This is a genomic window from Bacillus sp. Hm123 (genome assembly GCF_051842975.2).
In the GTDB taxonomy this organism is placed as follows: Bacteria; Bacillota; Bacilli; order Bacillales; family Domibacillaceae; genus Bacillus_CE.
In genome coordinates this window covers 2,744,377-2,764,076 of record NZ_CM200277.1, presented here as the reverse complement: position 1 = coordinate 2,764,076, position 19,700 = coordinate 2,744,377, and the positions used below count along the sequence as shown (strand labels likewise).

General features: G+C 40.4%; 20 protein-coding genes, 1 pseudogene and 1 riboswitch. Of the genes and pseudogenes, 15 read left to right on the top strand and 6 right to left on the bottom strand.

Going from position 1 to position 19,700, the window contains the following annotated elements:
• The first annotated feature begins 143 nt into the window (after positions 1–143).
• From ACSVDJ_RS14420 to ACSVDJ_RS14370, 11 genes and pseudogenes are all read left to right on the top strand, one after another.
• Entirely contained in the window at positions 144–719 is a 576-nt protein-coding gene (locus ACSVDJ_RS14420; protein ID WP_439166668.1) for a histidine phosphatase family protein, read from the top strand.
• A gap of 102 nt (positions 720–821) precedes the next feature.
• Positions 822–1,961, top strand: coding sequence for a YibE/F family protein (locus tag ACSVDJ_RS14415; protein WP_439166666.1), 1,140 nt, complete (start codon positions 822–824; stop codon positions 1,959–1,961).
• Positions 1,958–2,731, top strand: coding sequence for a YibE/F family protein (locus ACSVDJ_RS14410; protein WP_439166664.1), 774 nt, complete (start codon positions 1,958–1,960; stop codon positions 2,729–2,731). The genes ACSVDJ_RS14415 and ACSVDJ_RS14410 overlap by 4 nt, the downstream gene beginning before the upstream one ends.
• 726 nt (positions 2,732–3,457) lie before the next feature.
• Positions 3,458–3,772, top strand: a pseudogene (locus ACSVDJ_RS14405) (methyl-accepting chemotaxis protein); the annotation flags it as partial.
• 156 nt (positions 3,773–3,928) lie between these two features.
• Positions 3,929–4,774 carry a DUF72 domain-containing protein gene (locus ACSVDJ_RS14400; RefSeq protein ID WP_439166663.1) on the top strand — a complete coding sequence of 282 codons (846 nt, stop codon included), beginning with the start codon at positions 3,929–3,931 and terminating at the stop codon, positions 4,772–4,774.
• A gap of 15 nt (positions 4,775–4,789) precedes the next feature.
• Positions 4,790–5,611 carry a sulfite exporter TauE/SafE family protein gene (locus tag ACSVDJ_RS14395; RefSeq protein ID WP_439166662.1) on the top strand — a complete coding sequence of 274 codons (822 nt, stop codon included), beginning with the start codon at positions 4,790–4,792 and terminating at the stop codon, positions 5,609–5,611.
• A 22-nt stretch (positions 5,612–5,633) separates the two neighbouring features.
• Positions 5,634–7,016: a bifunctional metallophosphatase/5'-nucleotidase gene (locus tag ACSVDJ_RS14390; protein WP_439166661.1), complete on the top strand. Its 1,383-nt coding sequence runs from the start codon at positions 5,634–5,636 to the stop codon at positions 7,014–7,016.
• 56 nt (positions 7,017–7,072) lie between these two features.
• Positions 7,073–7,825 (top strand): sporulation protein YunB, encoded by a 753-nt coding sequence (gene yunB / locus ACSVDJ_RS14385; protein ID WP_439166659.1) that lies wholly within the window; start codon positions 7,073–7,075, stop codon positions 7,823–7,825.
• Between the two features lie 135 nt (positions 7,826–7,960).
• Positions 7,961–8,145, top strand: a riboswitch (Lysine riboswitch).
• 123 nt (positions 8,146–8,268) lie between these two features.
• On the top strand, positions 8,269–9,840 hold the full coding sequence (locus ACSVDJ_RS14380; protein ID WP_439166657.1) for a Na+/H+ antiporter NhaC family protein: 1,572 nt from the start codon (positions 8,269–8,271) through the stop codon (positions 9,838–9,840).
• Positions 9,841–10,081: 241 nt separating this feature from the next.
• Positions 10,082–11,596, top strand: coding sequence for a sodium-dependent transporter (locus ACSVDJ_RS14375; protein WP_439166656.1), 1,515 nt, complete (start codon positions 10,082–10,084; stop codon positions 11,594–11,596).
• Between the two features lie 2 nt (positions 11,597–11,598).
• A complete protein-coding gene (locus tag ACSVDJ_RS14370) occupies positions 11,599–11,706 on the top strand; it encodes a MetS family NSS transporter small subunit (protein WP_439166654.1) in 108 nt (35 codons plus the stop codon).
• Positions 11,707–11,734: 28 nt separating this feature from the next.
• Here the strand turns inward: ACSVDJ_RS14370 and ACSVDJ_RS14365 are convergent, their stop codons facing one another.
• The gene (locus ACSVDJ_RS14365) at positions 11,735–12,679 is read right to left on the bottom strand and encodes a M23 family metallopeptidase (RefSeq protein WP_439166896.1); all 945 of its coding nucleotides are present in this window, start codon (positions 12,677–12,679) and stop codon (positions 11,735–11,737) included.
• A gap of 224 nt (positions 12,680–12,903) precedes the next feature.
• Here ACSVDJ_RS14365 and lipA point away from each other — a divergent pair, with 224 nt between their 5' ends.
• Positions 12,904–13,821, top strand: a complete 918-nt coding sequence (gene lipA / locus ACSVDJ_RS14360; RefSeq protein WP_439166651.1) for a lipoyl synthase — start codon at positions 12,904–12,906, stop codon at positions 13,819–13,821.
• A gap of 75 nt (positions 13,822–13,896) precedes the next feature.
• Here the strand turns inward: lipA and ACSVDJ_RS14355 are convergent, their stop codons facing one another.
• From ACSVDJ_RS14355 to ACSVDJ_RS14345, 3 genes are all read right to left on the bottom strand, one after another.
• Positions 13,897–15,111 (bottom strand): alginate O-acetyltransferase AlgX-related protein, encoded by a 1,215-nt coding sequence (locus ACSVDJ_RS14355; RefSeq protein ID WP_439166649.1) that lies wholly within the window; start codon positions 15,109–15,111, stop codon positions 13,897–13,899.
• 11 nt (positions 15,112–15,122) lie between these two features.
• Complete coding sequence (locus tag ACSVDJ_RS14350) at positions 15,123–16,502, bottom strand: MBOAT family O-acyltransferase (protein ID WP_439166647.1); 1,380 nt, start codon at positions 16,500–16,502, stop codon at positions 15,123–15,125.
• Between the two features lie 140 nt (positions 16,503–16,642).
• Positions 16,643–17,284, bottom strand: a complete 642-nt coding sequence (locus ACSVDJ_RS14345) for a YhcN/YlaJ family sporulation lipoprotein (RefSeq protein WP_439166646.1) — start codon at positions 17,282–17,284, stop codon at positions 16,643–16,645.
• A 107-nt stretch (positions 17,285–17,391) separates the two neighbouring features.
• Between ACSVDJ_RS14345 and ACSVDJ_RS14340 the strand changes: the two genes are divergently transcribed.
• Positions 17,392–17,667, top strand: a complete 276-nt coding sequence (locus tag ACSVDJ_RS14340; RefSeq protein WP_439166894.1) for a YutD family protein — start codon at positions 17,392–17,394, stop codon at positions 17,665–17,667.
• 26 nt (positions 17,668–17,693) lie between these two features.
• On the opposite strand, the gene ACSVDJ_RS14335 is transcribed toward ACSVDJ_RS14340, so the two are convergent.
• A complete protein-coding gene (locus ACSVDJ_RS14335; RefSeq protein WP_439166645.1) occupies positions 17,694–17,990 on the bottom strand; it encodes a cytosolic protein in 297 nt (98 codons plus the stop codon).
• Positions 17,991–18,037: 47 nt separating this feature from the next.
• Positions 18,038–18,304: a DUF3055 domain-containing protein gene (locus tag ACSVDJ_RS14330; RefSeq protein WP_439166892.1), complete on the bottom strand. Its 267-nt coding sequence runs from the start codon at positions 18,302–18,304 to the stop codon at positions 18,038–18,040.
• A 123-nt stretch (positions 18,305–18,427) separates the two neighbouring features.
• On the opposite strand from ACSVDJ_RS14330, the gene hepT reads away from it, so the two are divergent.
• Together hepT and ACSVDJ_RS14320 are read left to right on the top strand one after the other, a co-directional pair.
• Positions 18,428–18,865, top strand: a complete 438-nt coding sequence (gene hepT, locus ACSVDJ_RS14325) for a type VII toxin-antitoxin system HepT family RNase toxin (RefSeq protein ID WP_439166891.1) — start codon at positions 18,428–18,430, stop codon at positions 18,863–18,865.
• 62 nt (positions 18,866–18,927) lie between these two features.
• On the top strand, positions 18,928–19,698 hold the full coding sequence (locus ACSVDJ_RS14320) for a TIGR01457 family HAD-type hydrolase (protein ID WP_439166644.1): 771 nt from the start codon (positions 18,928–18,930) through the stop codon (positions 19,696–19,698).
• Positions 19,699–19,700 lie beyond the last annotated feature (2 nt).

Sequence of the window (19,700 nt, the reverse complement as noted above, 5' to 3'; positions counted from 1 at the left end):
GTAAAAGATTTATATGTTTCCGAACATCTACCTCTGTAAAACAAAGTCATTGAATTAGTGAATGCGGAAGTAGAGATTACACCAACCTTTTGAAGGGAATTTTATGTTATATTGAAATATAATACAGATTAGGAGAATACAAAATGACAACACTAGGAATCATTCGCCATGGCAGCACACATTGGAATAAAGAAGGAAGGGCACAAGGGAATGCCGATATCCCACTTGATCAAGATGGATTCTCTGATGCTCGTAAACTAGCGGAACGTTTAGCTACAGAAAATTGGGATTTCATTTATTCTAGTGATTTGCTGAGGGCAAAGCAAACGGCTGAAGCAATAGGGAAAAGCATTGAAAATATAGACATTCATTTGGACGCTAGACTTCGTGAAGTGAGCGGCGGTCAAATTGAAGGAACAACGGAAGAAGAACGAATTTCGAAGTGGGGAAATGACTGGAGAGAGCTTGATCTTGGAATCGAAAGTGCTGAAAGTGTTATAGCAAGAGCATTACCTTTCATTGAAGAAATGACATATAAATATCCTGACAAAAACATCTTAATCGTTAGTCATGGTTCATTTATTAAGCATCTTCTAAAAGAATTAGTGCCGCATTCGAGTATGGCAGGTTCTCCTAAAAATACATCCATTACTAAAGTTAAAAGTCTAGAAAATGACTGGGAGTTAGAAGTATATAATTGCACCATCCATTTAGATTAACCTTTATAAGAGTGAAGCCCATTCGCCCCCTCGCCTAAATCCTTGAAACGAATGTATTTAAATGCTACATTAAATTTCATCATGATGGCTGGGGGTTTTTTGTTGAATGTTTTTGTAAATAAGTTAAAGGAAATGACTAGAGGGAAAATTATTTTTCTTATTTTGATTGCGCTTTGTTTTATTAGCTCTGTTGTGTTTGTTTATCACAATCATTTCCTCTATGATCGTCCAATCGCTAAAGTGATTGATACGAGTGTAGAAGATACAGTGAAACTGACAGATGAGCATCATAATAAAGACCAGCTAGTTACACAGAAGGTTACAGCTGTCATCCAAAATGGAGAGGAAAAAGGAGAGCGTATTGAGTTAACGAACAAGTACTCGTTGTCAGGGGTTTATGATCAAGCGTATCAAGTGGGGAACGAGTTGTTTGTGGCGATTGATAAACGTAGCGATGAAGAAGCGAATTTAACTGGACATATAACGAACGTCAAACGGGATAAATATATTGTCATCATTGGTTGGGTGTTTCTCTTTACTTTGCTGATCGTCGGTCAAAGGCAAGGGTTATTCTCCATTATTAGTTTCGCTCTTAATGCCGTTTTGTTGTCCTATGCATTGGATGTTTATGTGAATAGTGCGACTCAGAGTTTACTATGGATATGTGGGATCACCGCGATTCTTTTTACGATCATTTCGCTAGTGCTCGTTAACGGTTTGAATGAAAAAACGTATGCAGCCATTGCGACAACTTTAATGGGAACTTTTATTTCTTTGTTGATTACTTATCTGGCCATGTGGGTAACTGCTGAAAATGGCCTTTACTATGAAGAGATGCAATTTTTGACTCGTCCGTACCATTTAGTGTTTATGGCAGGGCTATTGATTGGGTCTCTAGGAGCGGTCATGGATGTGGCGATTACGATGTCGTCTTCGATCTTTGAGTTGCATGAAAAGAATCCTAACATGTCGATGAAAGCATTGAAAACGTCAGGGCTGGATATTGGCAGAAACATTATGGGAACGATCACGAGTATTTTGTTTTTTGCTTATATTAGCGGTTCGATTCCGGTGCTTATTTTATACTTGAAGAATGGAGTGCCATTAGGCTTCACTTTTTCTATGACGCTTTCATTGGAAGTCGCTAGAGCTTTGGCGGGAGCAATTGGTATCGTGTTGACGATTCCGATTAGTTTATATACATCGATGTTTTTCGTTAATCGAAAGAGGGCACAATCATGAATGTATTACTATTGCTGACAATTATTTTATTCATTTTAATGGTGCTTATTGGCGGGAAAAAAGGTGTGCGCTCCTTTTTTTCTTTGTTTTTAAATTTTGGTGTAGTTTTTCTCACGATATTATTTATGCTAGATCCACAAAGTAATACGGTGATCGTGACGCTAGTTGCATGCGTCATGATTAGTTGTATTAATTTATTTTATATTAATGAAGTGAATGGCCCAACGATCACTGCCTTCATTTCTACTCTCCTCACGATTATTATTTTACTATCGTTTATTCATATCGTGACCGAATATACGATGATTCAAGGCTTTGGAGAAGAGGAAATTGAGGAGTTGAGCATTTTTTCCTTTTATGTTGGCGTGGACTTTGTGAAGATTGCCGCTGCGGTTATTATTATGAGTGCCATCGGGGCGATGATGGATGTGGCCATTTCGATCACCACTTCCATGCATGAAATCTTTCATCACAATCCGTTGCTCGGCAAGAAAGATTTATTCCGATCGGGCTTAAGTGTTGGTAGGGATATATTAGGAACAGATACGAATACATTATTTTTCGCCTTCTTTGGAAGTTATTTAGGCTTGCTTATTTGGTTTAAAGACTTATCCTATTCCTTTGGTGAAGTCATCAATTCAAAAGTGTTTAGTGCAGAAATGATCACGATCTTATGTTCTGGCATTGGCATTGCATTAGTGATTCCGATTGCCGCTTGGATGAGTGCTTATTCGTTGACGAGAACTAAAGAGAAATCAGAGCATATGTAAGGCTGTCCTGCGGGGCAGTCTTTTCTTATGTAATGGGGGATTTAGTTTAGTGTTACCAACTCATTTTTTATTAGGTTAAAAGTTAGGTATATTGTCACATGTAATGCCAAAAATTGAATATCATTATGGGAATAAGTGTTATAATTGAGGTGGTAAACGGAAATGTTTCTTTATGCTTAGAGGGGGAGAAATGATTTGAATGAGAGAAATGAATCGACACCGAAAATGATAGAGGCGTTATGCCTTGCAACGCCTTACATCCATATGGCTTTAAAGGGTGAAGCCATTGTGGCAATTGCTGATAAAGAAAAAGATACAGTGGAGCGGTATTTACCTGGGCGTAATGTCGACTCCGGTTATCGAGATGGCGAGAAAGTGAACCCTGGTGATGATAACGTCTATACGGCATTCCGCGGTCAAAATGCGGATGTATATATTGACCAAAGTGTTTATGGTGTAGCAATTAAAGCATATGCCTTTCCAGTCTATGAAAATAACAAAGTGGTTGGGGCGTTAGCGATCGGCTTGCCTGTTGAAAACGAAGAAAAATTGCAAGAACATATGAAAAAGATGCAAGAAGTTATTAACTCTTTGCAAGATCGTTTACATATTGTTGCTTCACATTCTGAAGAGTTATCAGCGACGAGTGAAGAAATTAAAATACAGGCACAGCATGCATTAGAGGATTCAAATCGTACAAATACAATTACCGAGTTAATTAAAAATATTTCGCAACAAACGAATTTACTTGGATTAAATGCTGCCATTGAAGCGGCTCGTGCTGGTCAGCATGGCGCTGGCTTTAGCATTGTAGCGCAGGAGGTACGCAAGCTTTCATTACAAACTTCGGGCGCAACAGATCAAATCGATGAGTCTTTACTAAGCATTAAACAAAATATCGAAAACTTAAAAACGAGCATGGGACAAATTGCGGAAGCTTCAAATGAACAAGCGCATCTCGTGCAAGATTTTAGCGATATAATCGACACCTTAAACGATTTAAGCACGGAAATAAACGTATTTATGAAAAAAGTTTTATAATAAAAAGGCTGTCCTGCGGGGCAGTCTTTTTTATGTGGTGTAATGAGTCAGTAAAAAAAGCAAACCCCTCCCCCTGACCTAGCAAAAAATCCATGTTACTCTGCAAATCCGAAAGCCAAACTATGATAAAATGTAATTAAAAGAGGTGAGAGCCTTATGATTTATGTTGGAGTAACTGGCTGGGGCGATCATGATACGCTGTATCAGCATGGTGTAGCCTCTCGGAATAAGCTGATGGAGTATGCGGCACACTTTCCGATTGTGGAGTTGGATGCGAGTTTTTATGCGGTGCAGCCGCTGCGGAATATGGAGAAGTGGGTGGCTGAGACGCCGGAGAAGTTCAAGTTTATCGTAAAAGCTTATCAAGGAATGACGGGGCATCAGCGCGGAGAGATTCCGTTTGAGTCGAAAGAGGAGATGTTTCAACGGTTTAATGAGTCGCTTCAGCCGTTAGTGGAGTCTGACAAGCTGGCGATGGTGCTGTTTCAATTTCCGCCTTGGTTTGATTGTCAGCGGAAAAACGTCAATTATTTACGTTACTGTAAAGAGCAAATGCGGGATGTGCCACTCGCTCTTGAGTTTCGTCATCAATCGTGGTACTTGCCGGAATATAGAGAACAGACGCTCACGTTTATGGAACAGGAGAAGTGGATTCACACCGTTTGTGATGAGCCCCAGGCTGGCGAAGGTTCTGTACCGATTATTTTACAAGCGACGGATTCCGTGAAAACGCTCGTCCGCTTACATGGTCGCAACGTACACGGCTGGCGTCAACAAAATAATCCGAATTGGCGAGAAGTGAGATATTTGTACGACTATAATGATGAAGAACTTGGGCAATGGGTGGAATATGCCAAGCAATTGCAAGAGCAGAGCGAGCATATTTATGTGCTATTTAACAATAACTCTGGCGGACATGCGGCGAATAACGCGAAACGTTTGATGGAATTGGCCGATTTGAATTACGAGGATTTAGCTTCTCGACAGCTCGATTTATTTTAAGGAGATGGATTTCGGATGGAATGGATACTATTAATTGCGATTGGCTTAGCGGCAGGAACGCTTGGAGCGCTTGTCGGGTTAGGTGGCGGGATTATTATCGTACCGGCCCTTCTATTTTTTAGCACATCGACGAGTTTGTTAATGGGGCTTTCACCGCAGCAAGCGGTCGGGACGTCGCTTGTCATTATGATTTTTACCGGGCTGTCTTCTACGCTTGCTTATATGAAGCATAAGACCGTCGATTATAGAAGTGGACTGATTTTCTTTATTGGGAGCGGACCGGGTGGCATTGTCGGTGCTTACGTTAATAAAGCGTTAAATATGGATTCATTCAATATTTATTTTGGACTGTTTATGATCTTTATGGCGTTTGTGTTGATGGTTCGTTCGAAGATTAAACCGTTAGCTTCAAGCGGTCAGCGAGGGATTCAACGACAATTTACCGAACTGAGTGGCGAGGTTCATACATATAGTTTTCAACCCGTAACAGCGATTTTGATTTCCTTCTTTGTTGGTTTTTGTTCAGGGATTTTTGGCATCGGTGGAGGATCATTGATGGTGCCGGCGATGATTTTATTATTTGCTTTTCCTCCGCATGTAGCGGTGGCGACATCGATGTTTATGATCTTCTTGTCGGCCCTTGTTAGTTCGATCACGCATGTAGCATTTGGCAATGTCGTATGGCTGTATGCGTTCGCTTTAATTCCTGGAGCATGGATCGGGGCTAAGCTCGGAGCATATTTAAATTCGAAGTTGCAGTCGAATACATTGGTGACGGTTTTACGATTTGTTTTAATTATCGTTGGTATCCGTTTAATTTATCAGGGGCTTGTTTGATGTTTGAAAATGAGGTGAAAGTTTGAAAACAACGATTCATATTTATCATACGAATGATTTTCATAGCCATTTTGAAAACTGGCCTCGCATTCAGAAGTTTTTACAAGAGAGAAGAAAGTGGCACGAAGAAGTGGGAGAAGATGTGTTCATTTTTGATATCGGTGACCATGTCGACCGCTCGCATCCGTTAACGGAAGGGACGCTCGGACAAGCGAACGTCGAGCGATTAAATGAAGCGGGCTATGATGCAGTGACGATCGGCAACAATGAAGGGATCACATTGCCGCATGAAAGCTTAGATCTTCTCTACAACCAGGCGAAGTTTCCAGTGGTGGTTGCGAATTTATTTTATCCAGATGGAAGCCGTCCAGCGTGGACAGAGCCTTCATCGATCTTTGAATTGAAAAATGGCATGAAGCTCGGTGTTACAGGAGTGACAGCTTATTATTCGGCTTTTTATCAAGGATTAGGCTGGCACATCGCTGAGCCGCTTCAAGCGTTACAAACAGAGGTGAAGCAGCTATCGACTCAGGCTGATTTCACCGTCGTGCTGTCTCATCTAGGGATGTATGATGATGAAAAAATAGCGGAAGAGTTCGCTGAAGTAGATGTCATCCTTGGTGGGCATACGCATCATTTGTTTCATGAGGGGAAAGAGATTCATGATAAACTGCTCGGTGCGGCAGGGAAGTTTGGCTATTACGTTGGTCATATTCAATTGGAAGTGGATGTAGAAACGAAAGCGATCCTGTCGAAAAAAGCTCGTGTGTATGAAACGAATGAAGAGCTAGCCGCTCCACCGCGAGAGCAAGAGAAGGTCAAGCAATTTGATGAGCAAGGTCGGCAAGCGTTGCAGCAGCCGGTCGTTTCGCTTTCTCGACCGTTCAGCTGTGATTGGTTTCAGCCATCTGAATTGCCGAAAGTTTTATGTGAAGCGTTAACGGAATGGTGTGAGGCGGATGGCGCTTTTTTAAATGCGGGGGTGGTACTTGATCGTCTCGACGCTGGCATGGTGACGAAATACGATCTTCACCGCATTCTTCCTCATCCAATTAACCCTTGTCTCATTGAATTGACGGGGGCAGAGCTGAAGGAAGTGCTAAAGCAAACATTGGATGAGAAATGGCCGCATTTAGCGATTAAAGGGTTCGGCTTTCGCGGCAAAGTGATGGGGCGGTTTGTGCATGATAATATCGAAGTCGATCTTAAACAGTATCAGTTTAAAATCGGTGGGCAAGACATTGAAGCGGACAAGCTGTACCGCCTAGCGACATTAGATATGTTTACGTTCGGTCATCTGTTTCCGATCCTTCACCGCGCCGCTCATAAAACCTATTTTATGCCTGAATTTTTGCGAGATGTGATGGAGTGGAAGCTGCTTCGGCTCACTTCTCATGTAAAATAAGTCATGATCCTTTCTTTTCTAAGCATACATATAGCTTAGAGGAGGAGGGATTTTTTTTGGCTGCAAAAAGAAAATGGAAATCAAAAAGAGGGCCGCTCCCTTTGCAATACGTCATGTTAATTACATTGATCTTGTTTTCTTTTTCCACGGCATTCAGCTTATGGGTCATTAATAAAAATATTAAGCCGACGCTTGTCGGTTATGCCAAAACAGAAACGAGAAAGATCGCCTCGATGGTGATTAGTAAAGCCATTAATAAAAAAATCGCTAATGTGATGGATATTAATGACATTATCGAAACCGAACCGGGCGAACCATCAACGACGAAATTGAATACAGAAATTATTAATCGTGTGCTGGCAGAGACGACCAACCTTGTGCAATTAAACTTAAAAGAAGCTGAAAAAGGCAATTTAGAGGTGCTGGAATTGATTTCTGATGTAGAAATTGAAAGGGAAGAAACGAAGGAAATGGAAGGGATCGTCTATTATATTCCGTTAGGGCAAGTGACGAATAATGCCTTGCTCGGTAACCTTGGGCCACAGATTCCGATTCGTTTTCATGCGGTAGGTGATGTCAGCTCGAATGTAAAAACGAATGTGAAGCCTTACGGAATTAATAATGCGTACGTGGAAGTGTTTATTGAATTAGAAGTCAATGTGCAAATTATCGTTCCATTTGCGACGGAATATTCCACGGTGAAGCAAGATATTCCTGTAGCGATGGGGCTCATTAAAGGAGAAGTACCGAACTTTTATAACGGTGGTGGTGACGGGGCAAATCCGTCCATCGAGTTGCCGATGGATTAAGTACGTTGAGTAATAACAAAAAATTACTTTTTCATGAAGTTGAAGAAAGAATCTTCTGGATTTTTAAAATCGCTTGGCAAAAGGACATTTAGCTGTTAATATTTTAGTAATAAAATAATAAACCTTATCAAAATCCGGTGGGGTAGAGGATGCAAAGTTAATGAGTAGTTTGCGTGAGGATGACAACGAAGATCGCAAGTGAAAGGTGAGTTTGCCGAAGTAAGTAAGATGCGTCAACGTCTTTCATACTGGGGTTATCTTGAAGAAGGATAACACTCTCATTGTAAAGAAATTGTTTGCAATGGGGAGCTACACGATGGAGGAATGACTTACATTACACGAAAAGGTAATGATAGTATTCTCTATCATTACCTTTTTTTATTTTTTTCAACATTCCCTTCAAGCCCTGTCCTCTTTTTTCATCGGTAGGAGGAGCAAAAAATATGGAACAATCAATCTATTCTTTACTACCGCCTGTGTTGGCCATTTTGATGGTGGTCCTTACACGGCGAGTGCTGCTTTCTTTAGGTATCGGAATTTTGGCTTCTGCTTTGTTGCTAGCTAATTTCGATATTGGCAAGACGTTAAGCATTACGTGGGAAGCGGCATCGGCCAATATTTATACGACAGAAGATGGCTGGAGCACGTGGAATATTTATATTATTTTGTTTTTACTTATTCTTGGAGTGATTACTGCTTTTATTAATATTTCTGGTGGAAGTCGAGCGTTTGGAGAATGGGCGATTCAACGAGTTAAAACTCGTGCAGGCGCCCAAGTATTGTCAGCGGGACTTGGCATGCTATTTTTCATCGATGATTATTTCAATGCCCTTGCGGTTGGCCAGATTTCACGACCGATTACGGATCGTCAGCGGATTTCTAGAGCGAAACTTGCTTATATTATTGATTCGACATCTGCGCCCGTTTGCGTCGTTTCCCCGATTTCAAGCTGGGGAGCATATATTATTGGGATTGTTGGGACGGTGTTAGTCGCCCACGGTATAACTGACGTGAGTGCATTTTCTGCTTTCGTTCAAATGGTGCCAATGAACTTCTACGTATGGATTGCACTCGCTCTTGTATTTTTGTCTGCGTTGATGCGAGTGGATTTCGGTGCGATGACGAAGCATGAAGAGCATGCGATCACAACGGGAGAAACGACACCGTCTGATCGCCAAGTGCCAGGTGAGTTGAAAGAAGATTTACCGGTGAGCACGAAAGGAAGTGTGGGCGATTTAGTTTGGCCAATTATTACTTTAATTGTTGGTACAGTCGCAGCGATGATCTGGACGGGTTCGCAAGCGGTAGAAGGCGATGTGACGTTACTAAAAATCTTTGAAAACACAGATGTAGCCAAGTCGTTACTACTAGGTGGAGTGTTCGGATTAGCCGTAGCTGTAGCTTTATATTTCCGTCAAACAGTTGCTCACGGGGCTTTAGGGAAAAATGTGTTTGTTACTGGTGTGTGGGAAGGGATTAAATCAATGCTTCCTGCCGTTTATATTTTGCTTTTTGCTTGGACGATTGTCGGGTTAATTAACCAATTAGGAACAGGGAAGTATTTAGCGAGCCTTGTGGAACAATCGAATATGAACATTGCTTTTTTACCTTTTGTCTTATTTTTAGTGGCGGGTGCGATGGCTTTCTCAACTGGTACGTCATGGGGGTCTTTCGGAATCTTGCTTCCAATTGCCGGAGATATCGCAGCGGCAACCGATATTTCGTTGATCTTACCAGCGATGGCTTCCGTTTTAGCTGGAGCGGTGTTTGGTGATCATTGCTCGCCGATTTCTGATACAACGATTTTGTCCGCAACGGGTGCAGGCTGTAATCATATTGACCATGTCATCACGCAAATTCCGTACGCGCTTCTGTCCGCGGTTCTTGCTTCGATCGGTTATATGATTTTAGGCTTCACTGGAAGCGCGTGGATATCGTTAGCTGTTTCTCTTGGATTATTGTTAGTTATCGTCTTCATTTTAAAAAATAGAAAGCAAGCGAAAATAGCCGCTTGAAGCGAAAGCTCCTAGACTTTGTTTAGGGGCTTTTTTTATTTGCACTCATACTATTCGCTTAGCGAGCAGCATACAAATAGAACAGGAACTAATCACTCTCCTTCTCTTGGTAAAAATTATCTTTAAAAAATGTTTAAAAAAATATTTACTAAAGGAAGGGGACTGTATATAATTAAAGATAGTTATTGAAATTATCTGAAAATACGAATTATTAAAAAAGGAAAACAAAGGAGGGATTTTTATGGATCAGCAACGTCCTATTTGGGGGTCAAGAGCAGGTTTTATTTTAGCGGCTGTAGGTTCAGCAATTGGTCTGGGGAATATTTGGCGCTTTCCTGCAGTAGCGTATGAAAATGGAGGGGGCGCATTCTTCCTTCCGTATTTATTTGCTTTGTTGACAGCTGGGATTCCATTGCTTATTTTAGAGTTCACTATGGGACATAAGTATCGAGGGTCGAGTCCACTTTCTTTTGCTCGCTTGAACAAGAACGCGGAATGGCTTGGCTGGTGGCAAGTGGGAATTTCCTTTATTATTGCAACATATTATTCTGTCATTATAGGGTGGGCGTTATCTTATTCGGTCTTTTCGTTTAATTTATCTTGGGGAGATGACCCGAAAACGTTTTTATTAGCGGATTATTTACAGGTCGGTGAAGCGGGAACATTCGGAGGGTTCGTGCCACAAATTCTTATTTCCTTAATCATCGTCTGGGTCGTTGTGCTCGGCGTCTTAGTGGCTGGAGTGAAAAAAGGAATTGAAAAAGTAACAAAAGTGATGATTCCTGTGCTTGTTGTTCTCTTTTTAGCGATCGTTATTCGCGCATTAACATTAGAAGGAGCAGCAGATGGATTGAATGCTTTCTTCAAACCGGATTGGTCGAAGTTAATGGATGGAAAGGTTTGGATTGCGGCTTACGGACAAATCTTCTTCAGTTTATCGATCGGTTTTGCGATCATGGTCACATATTCCAGTTACTTACCGAAAAAATCAGATATTACGAACAACGCCTTTATTACTGGATTTAGTAACTCTGGCTTCGAATTACTTGCTGGATTTGGTGTCTTCTCCGCTTTAGGTTTCATGGCAGCTCAGCAAGGTGTACCTGTTCAAGAGGTTGTTAGCAGTGGCGTGATCCTTGCGTTTGCGGTGTTCCCGCAGATCATTAATCAGTTTCCATTTGCAAACGAATTATTCGGTGTTTTATTTTTCGGCTCGCTTTTACTCGCCGGATTTACCTCTTTAATATCGATTGTTGAGACGTTTGTCGCTGGTATTCAAGAAAAGTTTAAAGTGTCGCGTACAGCTGCCGTTTTAATGGGAGGAGGAGCAGCCTCTCTGATCTCTTTAATTTACGCGACAAGAGGGGGATTAAACTTCCTTGATGTCGTCGATTACTTCATTAACAACTTTGGTGTCGCCTTAGCTGGATTAGTTGAAGTTATATTAGTCGCATGGGTATTTAAGCAACTAGATCCATTAAAGAAACATGCGGATGAAGTGTCTGATATTCAGTTAGGCGCTTGGTGGAAAATCTGTTTAAGCGTCATTACGCCAGTCGTTCTCGGTTATATGATGTTTGACAATCTTCGTCAAAACTTTACAGCGCCTTATGGAGACTATCCACAAAACTTCATTAACTCTTACGGTTGGACGGTTGCGATCGGAGTCATTCTCGTTGGCTTTGCCTTCATGTATATTAAGCCGTGGAAGAAAGAGATGTTGCAGACACCGACTTCGGATAAGGAGGTTTCATAATTATGGATGGAAGCGCAATCACAATGATGATTATTGGAGTCATCATTATATGGGGAGGACTAGGCGCGAGTATTGCTCATGCTGTGACGAAAGCGAAACAAGCGAAATAAAGTATAAAGAAAGAAGCTGGCTCTTTAATTAGTAGCCAGCTTTTTTGCTTGTTCTTTCCCAAACTTTTAAGTGAGGGTATGGATCAAAGGACCATTCTGTGCGCCCGTTATCTTTATACATACCGAAATGCAGATGGGGTGGGAATTTGCCTGATGTACCAGGTGGACCGTAGCCGCTACTACCAACGCCACCAATTAACATCCCGGGCTCGACTGGTTGTCCGAGCTTTAATCCTTTCGCAAATCCATTTAAATGAGCGTAATAATGGTACGTATTATTAATATCGCGGATGCCAATTCTCCAACCGCCGTAGCGATTCCAGCCTTTCATTTCAATGATGCCATAGCTCGTTGATCGGACGGGAACGCCGTAATCAGCGAAGATATCGGTTCCTTCATGAATACGTCGTCCGCCCCAGCCGCGAGCAGCTCCCCATGTGTTTTTGTACGTATAGTTGTGATTGGTCGGAAGAGGGAAGACTTTTTTTTGCAAATCTAGCTTTTTATACGCTTTGTACATATGGGCGTTGCCGATAATGACACTGACGGTTTTATCGCGGCCGTAATAGCGCCAGAGAGCAATTTTGATATTATCGTGGTCGGTGCCATACGTTAAAAGATAATTACCTATCGCCGCGAGAATATCTTCATTGTTCGTTCGATCCGCCCGTCCATCTCCATTTCCATCCGCTCCAATCCCTGAAAAGGCAGCAATCGAATAAGGATTTGTATCTTGTTTGTTTGGATTAATCAACCCGCTCCATTTCTCCTCTGGAATGTAGATAGAAATTCCGTCAGTTGGCTCAGGTAAATCTTTGCGAACGAATCGTAAATTTCGCTCGTATTGATCGATGGCGGCGTAGTAATACCATGGAATTGATGTGATCGCCTCCATTTTTTTGAATAATTTCATGCGTAGATTGTAATGCTGTTGATCGCTATTCGTTTGCTCCGCTTGTACCGGGGCGATCATCAATAATAACAGGCATAAACAAATCGGGACAATTCTTCGCAAAACAACTCCCTCCTAAGTCAATTATTTACTCATTATTTTGCCATGAAGGAACCATTTCATCCTTGTTAAATTGAGGGAATACAAGCGGTTGTATAAAAGGAGGTACTATGTTAAAGTGACATCAGAAAGGTCTGAATTCATACACATTTATAGCTAAGGCACAATGATGGGAGATGAGAGAAGTGAGCAAGAAAGAGGAGCATTTACGTAAACCAGATTGGTTAAAAATAAAGTTGAATACGAACAAGAATTATACCGGATTAAAGAAGATGATGCGTGAGAAGAATCTTCATACGGTGTGTGAGGAAGCGAAATGTCCGAATATTCATGAGTGTTGGGCTGTTCGCCGCACAGCAACATTTATGATTCTCGGCGCTGTTTGTACGCGTGCTTGTCGATTCTGCGCAGTGAAAACTGGCTTGCCAACGGAGCTTGATTGGAAAGAGCCTGAGCGCGTGGCGGATTCTGTTCAGCTAATGAACTTAAAACACGTAGTTGTAACCGCTGTCGCTCGTGACGATCTAAAGGATGGTGGAGCGGCTGTGTTTTCAGAAACAGTGAGAGCGATTCGCCGCAAAAACCCATTCACATCCATTGAAGTTCTTCCTTCTGATATGGGGGGCATCGAGGAAAACTTGAAAATGCTAATGGATGCACGCCCGGATATTTTAAATCATAATATTGAAACGGTGAAGCGACTATCTCCAAGAGTTCGTGCGCGTGCGACTTACGAACGCTCGCTAGAGTTTCTGCGCCGTGCGAAAGAAATGCAGCCGGATATTCCAACGAAATCGAGCATCATGATTGGTCTTGGTGAAACGAAAGAAGAAATTATAGAAGCGATGGATGATCTACGTGCGAATAATGTTGATATTGTTACGATCGGACAATATTTACAGCCATCTAAAAAACATTTAAAAGTTCAAAAATATTATCATCCAGATGAATTTGCGGAACTTCGTGAAATCGCGATGACAAAAGGCTTTAGTCATTGTGAAGCAGGGCCGCTCGTTCGTTCATCTTACCATGCTGACGAGCAAGTGAATTCGGCAGCGAAAGCAAAGCAAGAACTTGGAGAGCAAACAAAGCTAGAGGCATAGAATCATAATTTATCTTATCAAAAAAGCTACCTCAAATTAGATTTAACTTAATTTTGAGGTAGCTTTTTTGGATTTCTATTTATGATGCTTTGAATTTTTGTCATATAAAATGACATCACCGTTTAAACCATTTGAATTGTGTAACATCAAAATCAAATTAATATCCTCATCCTCAATTAATGTTAATACATCTTTCTGGTAATAGCGCATATCTAAAATATGTGTTTCTTGAAAATGGGATGCTAAATAAGAGATGTTCGCATTTGAATAAGAATCTTTGAAAATAAGCACTTTTTTATTATTGCCGCTATTTTTATTTTCAAAGTAAATATACGGATGATCTTTAGTAGAAAGGTTAGAATAGTTGACGCGATTTGAGTCCGATTCTGGCCTAAATAGTGCGTTAATATCTTCTGAATAGGCGCCAGCCCAAGGCTCAAAATGAAAATCGGTAAACTGTTTTAAATCTTTCAATTCGTACATACATTTTAATTCATCTGTTGGTTCAACATTGTATAAGATAAAACGATTATTACTACCAACGAAATAGTCATCTTCCTTAGCACAATATTTAGCTAGGTCTTCTTTTAAGATCGGCTGACCTACATCTAACCCATCTGAATTTAGTTGATTAATGATGACTTTATAGCCTTCATAAGCTCCGTCAGTGTTCCAGTGGTGATCCGTTTTAAAGAATAATTTTTTTCTTTCTTCTAATGATTTTTCTTTATCCCATACTTCCTTTACGTTTGTAAATCGAACGTAAGGGTTGATTCGATCTCCTAGCGCATCCATATACTCTTCGTAAAAACGAAAGAATGAATTTCGAGGAAATAGCTCATCGACACTATAATTTTTTGCTGGCAGTAAGAAATATTCGACTACTATATCGTTTTCTTTCGCATGGTTAGCAATGAAATCAATTCGGGGTAAATAAATATAATCTACTGTCCCGTAAGATCCTTTTTTTGGTGACGGTGAATTTCCTAACCAATCATCTTCTCCCATTAATAAGTTATTTACTTTTGGCTTTCCTAATTCTTGTTCTAGTTTAAAATACCATTTCGTTAATGGAGTTCTTTGGAAGAAATGGTCTTTAAAATAATTTTCTATGCCCAGCATATAGGTGCCGTTAAATAAGGCTTCTTTCGTTAATTTAGGCATTTTCTCGAAATTCCTGTTTTCGGCCTCAGAAAAATCGGTTTTATCACTGAGAATAGTAATGGCACTCATTCCAAATATAAAGGAGAGTGCAATACATATCGTGACCTTTTTTATTAAACTTTGCATCTATGACCCTCCTAAAATTTGAAGTAAATAAAAGGGTTATAAGATGATGTCATTAATATTATTGTAATAAATCCGAACAACAGTAATATGTAAGCGGACTCGATCAAAACCCTTTTTGTACCTTTTAGTAAATTCATTAATTTTGGATAGATTGGAAGCGATGCAACGATACCAATTACCATATATAATCCAAATTGTTTCCAATAATATTCTGCGTCAATGGCAACAAACCTAAAGTCGAATGAGAACATTTTTTGTAGATAATCTATAGCATAGGTTAAATCAGGAGATCGGAAGAACACCCAACCTATGATAAAAGCAAGTACAACATAACTATGTTGAATAAATGAAGGAGCAGCTTTCAATGCACGACCAAAAATGCCCCGTTCTAATGCAATTAAGACACCATAAAATAATCCCCAAACGATGAAATTCCAAGAAGCTCCGTGCCAAACCCCTGTTAAAAGCCAAACAATAAATAAATTACGATAAATTTTAATTGGCTGAACGCGACTTCCTCCTAATGGAATATAAATATAATCTCGGAAGAAGTTCCCTAAAGTCATATGCCATCTTCTCCAAAACTCACCAACAGTCTTAGAGATATAAGGGTAGTTGAAGTTTCTAGGGAATTGAAAACCAAACATTTTTCCAAGACCTAAAGCCATTTCCGAATAACCACTGAAATCAAAATAGATTTGTAAAGTGTAGGCGATAATGCCGATCCAAGTTAAAAAGGTCGTTAATTCAGTTGCCGGCTGATCAAAAATAGTATCAGCTAGCAAGCCCATTTGATTAGCGATAATTACTTTTTTCCCTAAGCCTAATGTAAAGATTTTAAACCCTTCATAAAATCCATCCATCGTATGTACCCGATATTTGAGCTGTTCATTAATTTCTTTATAACGAACGATAGGTCCTGCTACTAGTTGAGGGAATAATGAAATATATAATGAAAGGTTGATTAAATTTTTCTGCGCTTCAGTATCTTTTCGATATACATCAATTAAATAAGAGATGGCTTGGAAGGTGTAGAAGGAAATTCCGATAGGTAAGGGCAACTCGGCTATTTCGAATGAAGTATGGAACAGCCCATTGATATTTTCAATAATAAATCCACTGTATTTATAATAACCAAAGATGCTTAAGTTCAGAAGAATTCCAATCCACAATATGATTAAGGAATGTTTTTTTTCTATCCATAATCCCATGCTATAGTTTATTACTATAGAAATTAACATTAAGAAAATATAAATGGGTTCTCCCCAAGCGTAAAATACTAAACTAAATCCAAGAAGTATAAGGTTTTTCAGTTTAAATGGAAAGATAAAATATAACAGTAAAACTGTTGGTAAAAACAAAAATACAAAAAATAAGCTACTAAATACCACGACATATCTCCTTTCTTTGTTCCAACAAAGAATACCATATTTTATGTTGAAAAGATATGTGAAAAAGCAAGGGCATAATGAAAAGAGGTAGCTCAAAAAAAGTGAATTTCATCTTTTTTTGAACTACCTAATTTAACCCTCTATTTCATATTACGATCACTCATCTCGCCTTTTGTATGACCTTGCGGGGAATGTTTCGTCATCAATTGAATCGTGCGGTCAATCGTATCTTGTGCACCATCCGCATTGGCTTTCAATGGTGCAATGTTTTCGATGTCACGACGAAGCCCGACATCATCTGTTACATAAATATTGTACCAACGTGGAACGACGCTCATCGCCGTTTTTTTCACTTGTTCGGCCGCATCTGTCCGTTCTTTTTTCGTTTTCGCATCCGTATCATAAGCGATTAATACTTCCTTATCTGTCACGAGCACAGAGCAATCATTGACTGTTGAAAGTCCTACGCTTAATTTACTGATCGCATCGGCTGTACGTTCGCGGTCGATCGTGTACATGTTTTTATATGAGACGGTTTCGCCTTGGATCGGGCTTTTTTGCTGACGAACATAACCAAAATCATTCGAGCGATCGCCAGTCGTCAAATCGAGGTTGCGGTTTTGGGCGTCATTTGGATTGTAAAGGTCTTCCCGATTACGAACGTTAATCGTGTTGCCATCTTTTTCGTAAATACCGCCAGCGGCATTGTCTTGGTCACCTATCGCACATGCTCCTAAAAGCATAACGCTTGTCAGTCCTACCATCAATAAAGGTTTCTTCAAACTTGCCACCCCCTCAACAACTAGCTTCCCCAGGCAACATCATTTTTTGCTTAGTAATTTATGGCTGATCGGCTATAATGAAAGAAGGAAAGTGAGGAATGATAAAGGTGGTTTGTATTCAAAATCATTGCTATGAAATCATTGATCAGCACAACGATGGCTTTCAAGAAGAAGTTTTTCGCGAGCGATACAGTGATATTTTATCTAAATATGACTATATTGTCGGCGATTGGGGATACGGTCAGCTGCGCCTAAAAGGGTTTTATGAAGATAAAAATCAAAAGGCGACGTTTGATACGAAGATTAGTACATTGAAGGAATATTTGTATGAATATTGCAATTTCGGCTGTGCTTATTTCATCGCGAAAAAAGTCAAAAAGTAGAAAAATCGAGCAAAGCGCTCGATTTTTTACGTGTTTGGCGGGATGTTTTGATACGTTGCTTCTTGGTCTTTATCCGGATCATCATGAGGCGGATGAGCACCTTCCATGTGCCGCGGTAAATGCTGGTGAAGCGATTTATTTTCATAATTGAAGGCGCTGTAATATCGCTGACCTTTTCGCCACGGAGTCGATTTATTTTGAACAGGCTCGTATTTATTTCGAGGTGCTCCGTACGGTCCTTCCGGCATTTGTTCCGGTATTAAATAGTTGCGACTAGCTTCAACATTAGAGAAATCACTATATTGCTCTTTTTCATCGATCATGCTTGCCACCTCCATTTTTAACATCCCCGGTGGCTCATCATTTATACTTAGATCACATCATAGAGAAAGTCGCGCAGTTCAGCGGCTTCTTCATCAGACAATTTAAAGACGGCTTCTAAATAGCCAGGCTCCTCTAAATCATCCTGCCCGATAATCGCAAAGCGCCCGCCTTGAATATCAAGCACTATCTTTTTTCCGTAATAGCGATCAGTCTGCATTAAGGCGAGATCATAACGTTGGTGTTCGCCCATAAAGCTTACGAATCGTGTTCTCGTTTGTTCCATATCATCATATAGAAAAAATCTTTCCGTCATTTGAATCACTCCCGTTTTGTTTTTCATGATTGTAACACGTTTCAAGGCTACTGTATGTTTTCTTTTTCGTTTCATGGTAAAATGATGAAGAGTAAAAAAGAAAGCAATGGAAGGGTGCTCGCCTTGTATTTCGTAGATCGCAACAAAATCGAAGAAACATTAAAGTTTATGGAAGGTCAATTATCTTTGTTTCAAGAGCAAACAAGCTTTGACACAGCGCTTGAACAGGCTGCTTTAGAGCGCATCGCTCATACGGTCATTGAATCGATGCTCGATGTTGGCAATGCGATGATTGACGGCTTTATTATGAGAGATCCCGGTAGCTATGATGATATTATCGACATTTTAGATGACGAAAAAGTGATTTCTAAAGAAATGACCGCTTCGTTAAAGGCGATGGTTTCTCTTCGCAAAATGCTCGTTCAGCAGTATATAGCTGTTGATCATCAAGAAATTAAACAAGCGATGGAAGCTCATTTCTCATCGATGCAGCAATTTCCTGAAAAAGTGAGACAATATTTAATAAATGAATTAGGTCCCGTTTCAGCTTTTTTACCGTAATAGGTGACGCTTTCAAAAGTGAAAGCGTTTTTTCATGTGAATGAAAGGAGAGGGAAAAGAGAATGAAAGCATACAAAGGTTATTTAATTGATTTAGACGGCACGATCTATCGTGGAACGGAAAAAATTAAAGAAGCGACGCATTTTATTGCGCGCTTAAATGAAAAGAACATCCCTTACTTATTTGTGACTAACAACTCTTCACGCACACCTGAACAAGTAGCGGATAAGTTGGTGGGGTTTGATATCGCGGCGACAACGGAGCAAGTGTTCACAACCTCCATGGCAACCGCTCAATTTATCGCCGATCGTCAAGCAGGAGCGACTGTGTATGTCATCGGCGAGGAAGGCATTCGCCAAGCACTTGAAGAAAAAGGCTTAACGATTGTCGATCACGATCAGGCAGACTTCGTTGTCGTTGGGATTGATCGAGGCATCAACTATGAAAAATTAGCGACTGCTTGCTTAGCTGTTCGCAACGGGGCAACGTTCATTTCTACGAATGGTGACATCGCCATTCCGACTGAAAGAGGGTTATTGCCCGGAAATGGCTCGCTCACATCCGTTGTTGCGGTTTCGACGCAAACGAAACCGATTTTTATCGGCAAGCCGGAGAACATCATTATGAAACAAGCTCTTCGCGTGCTAGGCACAGCTAAAGAAGAGACATTGATGGTAGGCGACAACTACGACACGGACATTTCAGCAGGAATCGACGCAGGCATGGACACTCTGCTCGTTCATACAGGCGTTACGCAAAAAGAGCATTTAGCTCAAATTGACAAACAACCTACTTATGTCAGAAATACATTGGATGAGTGGGAGATTATATAAAA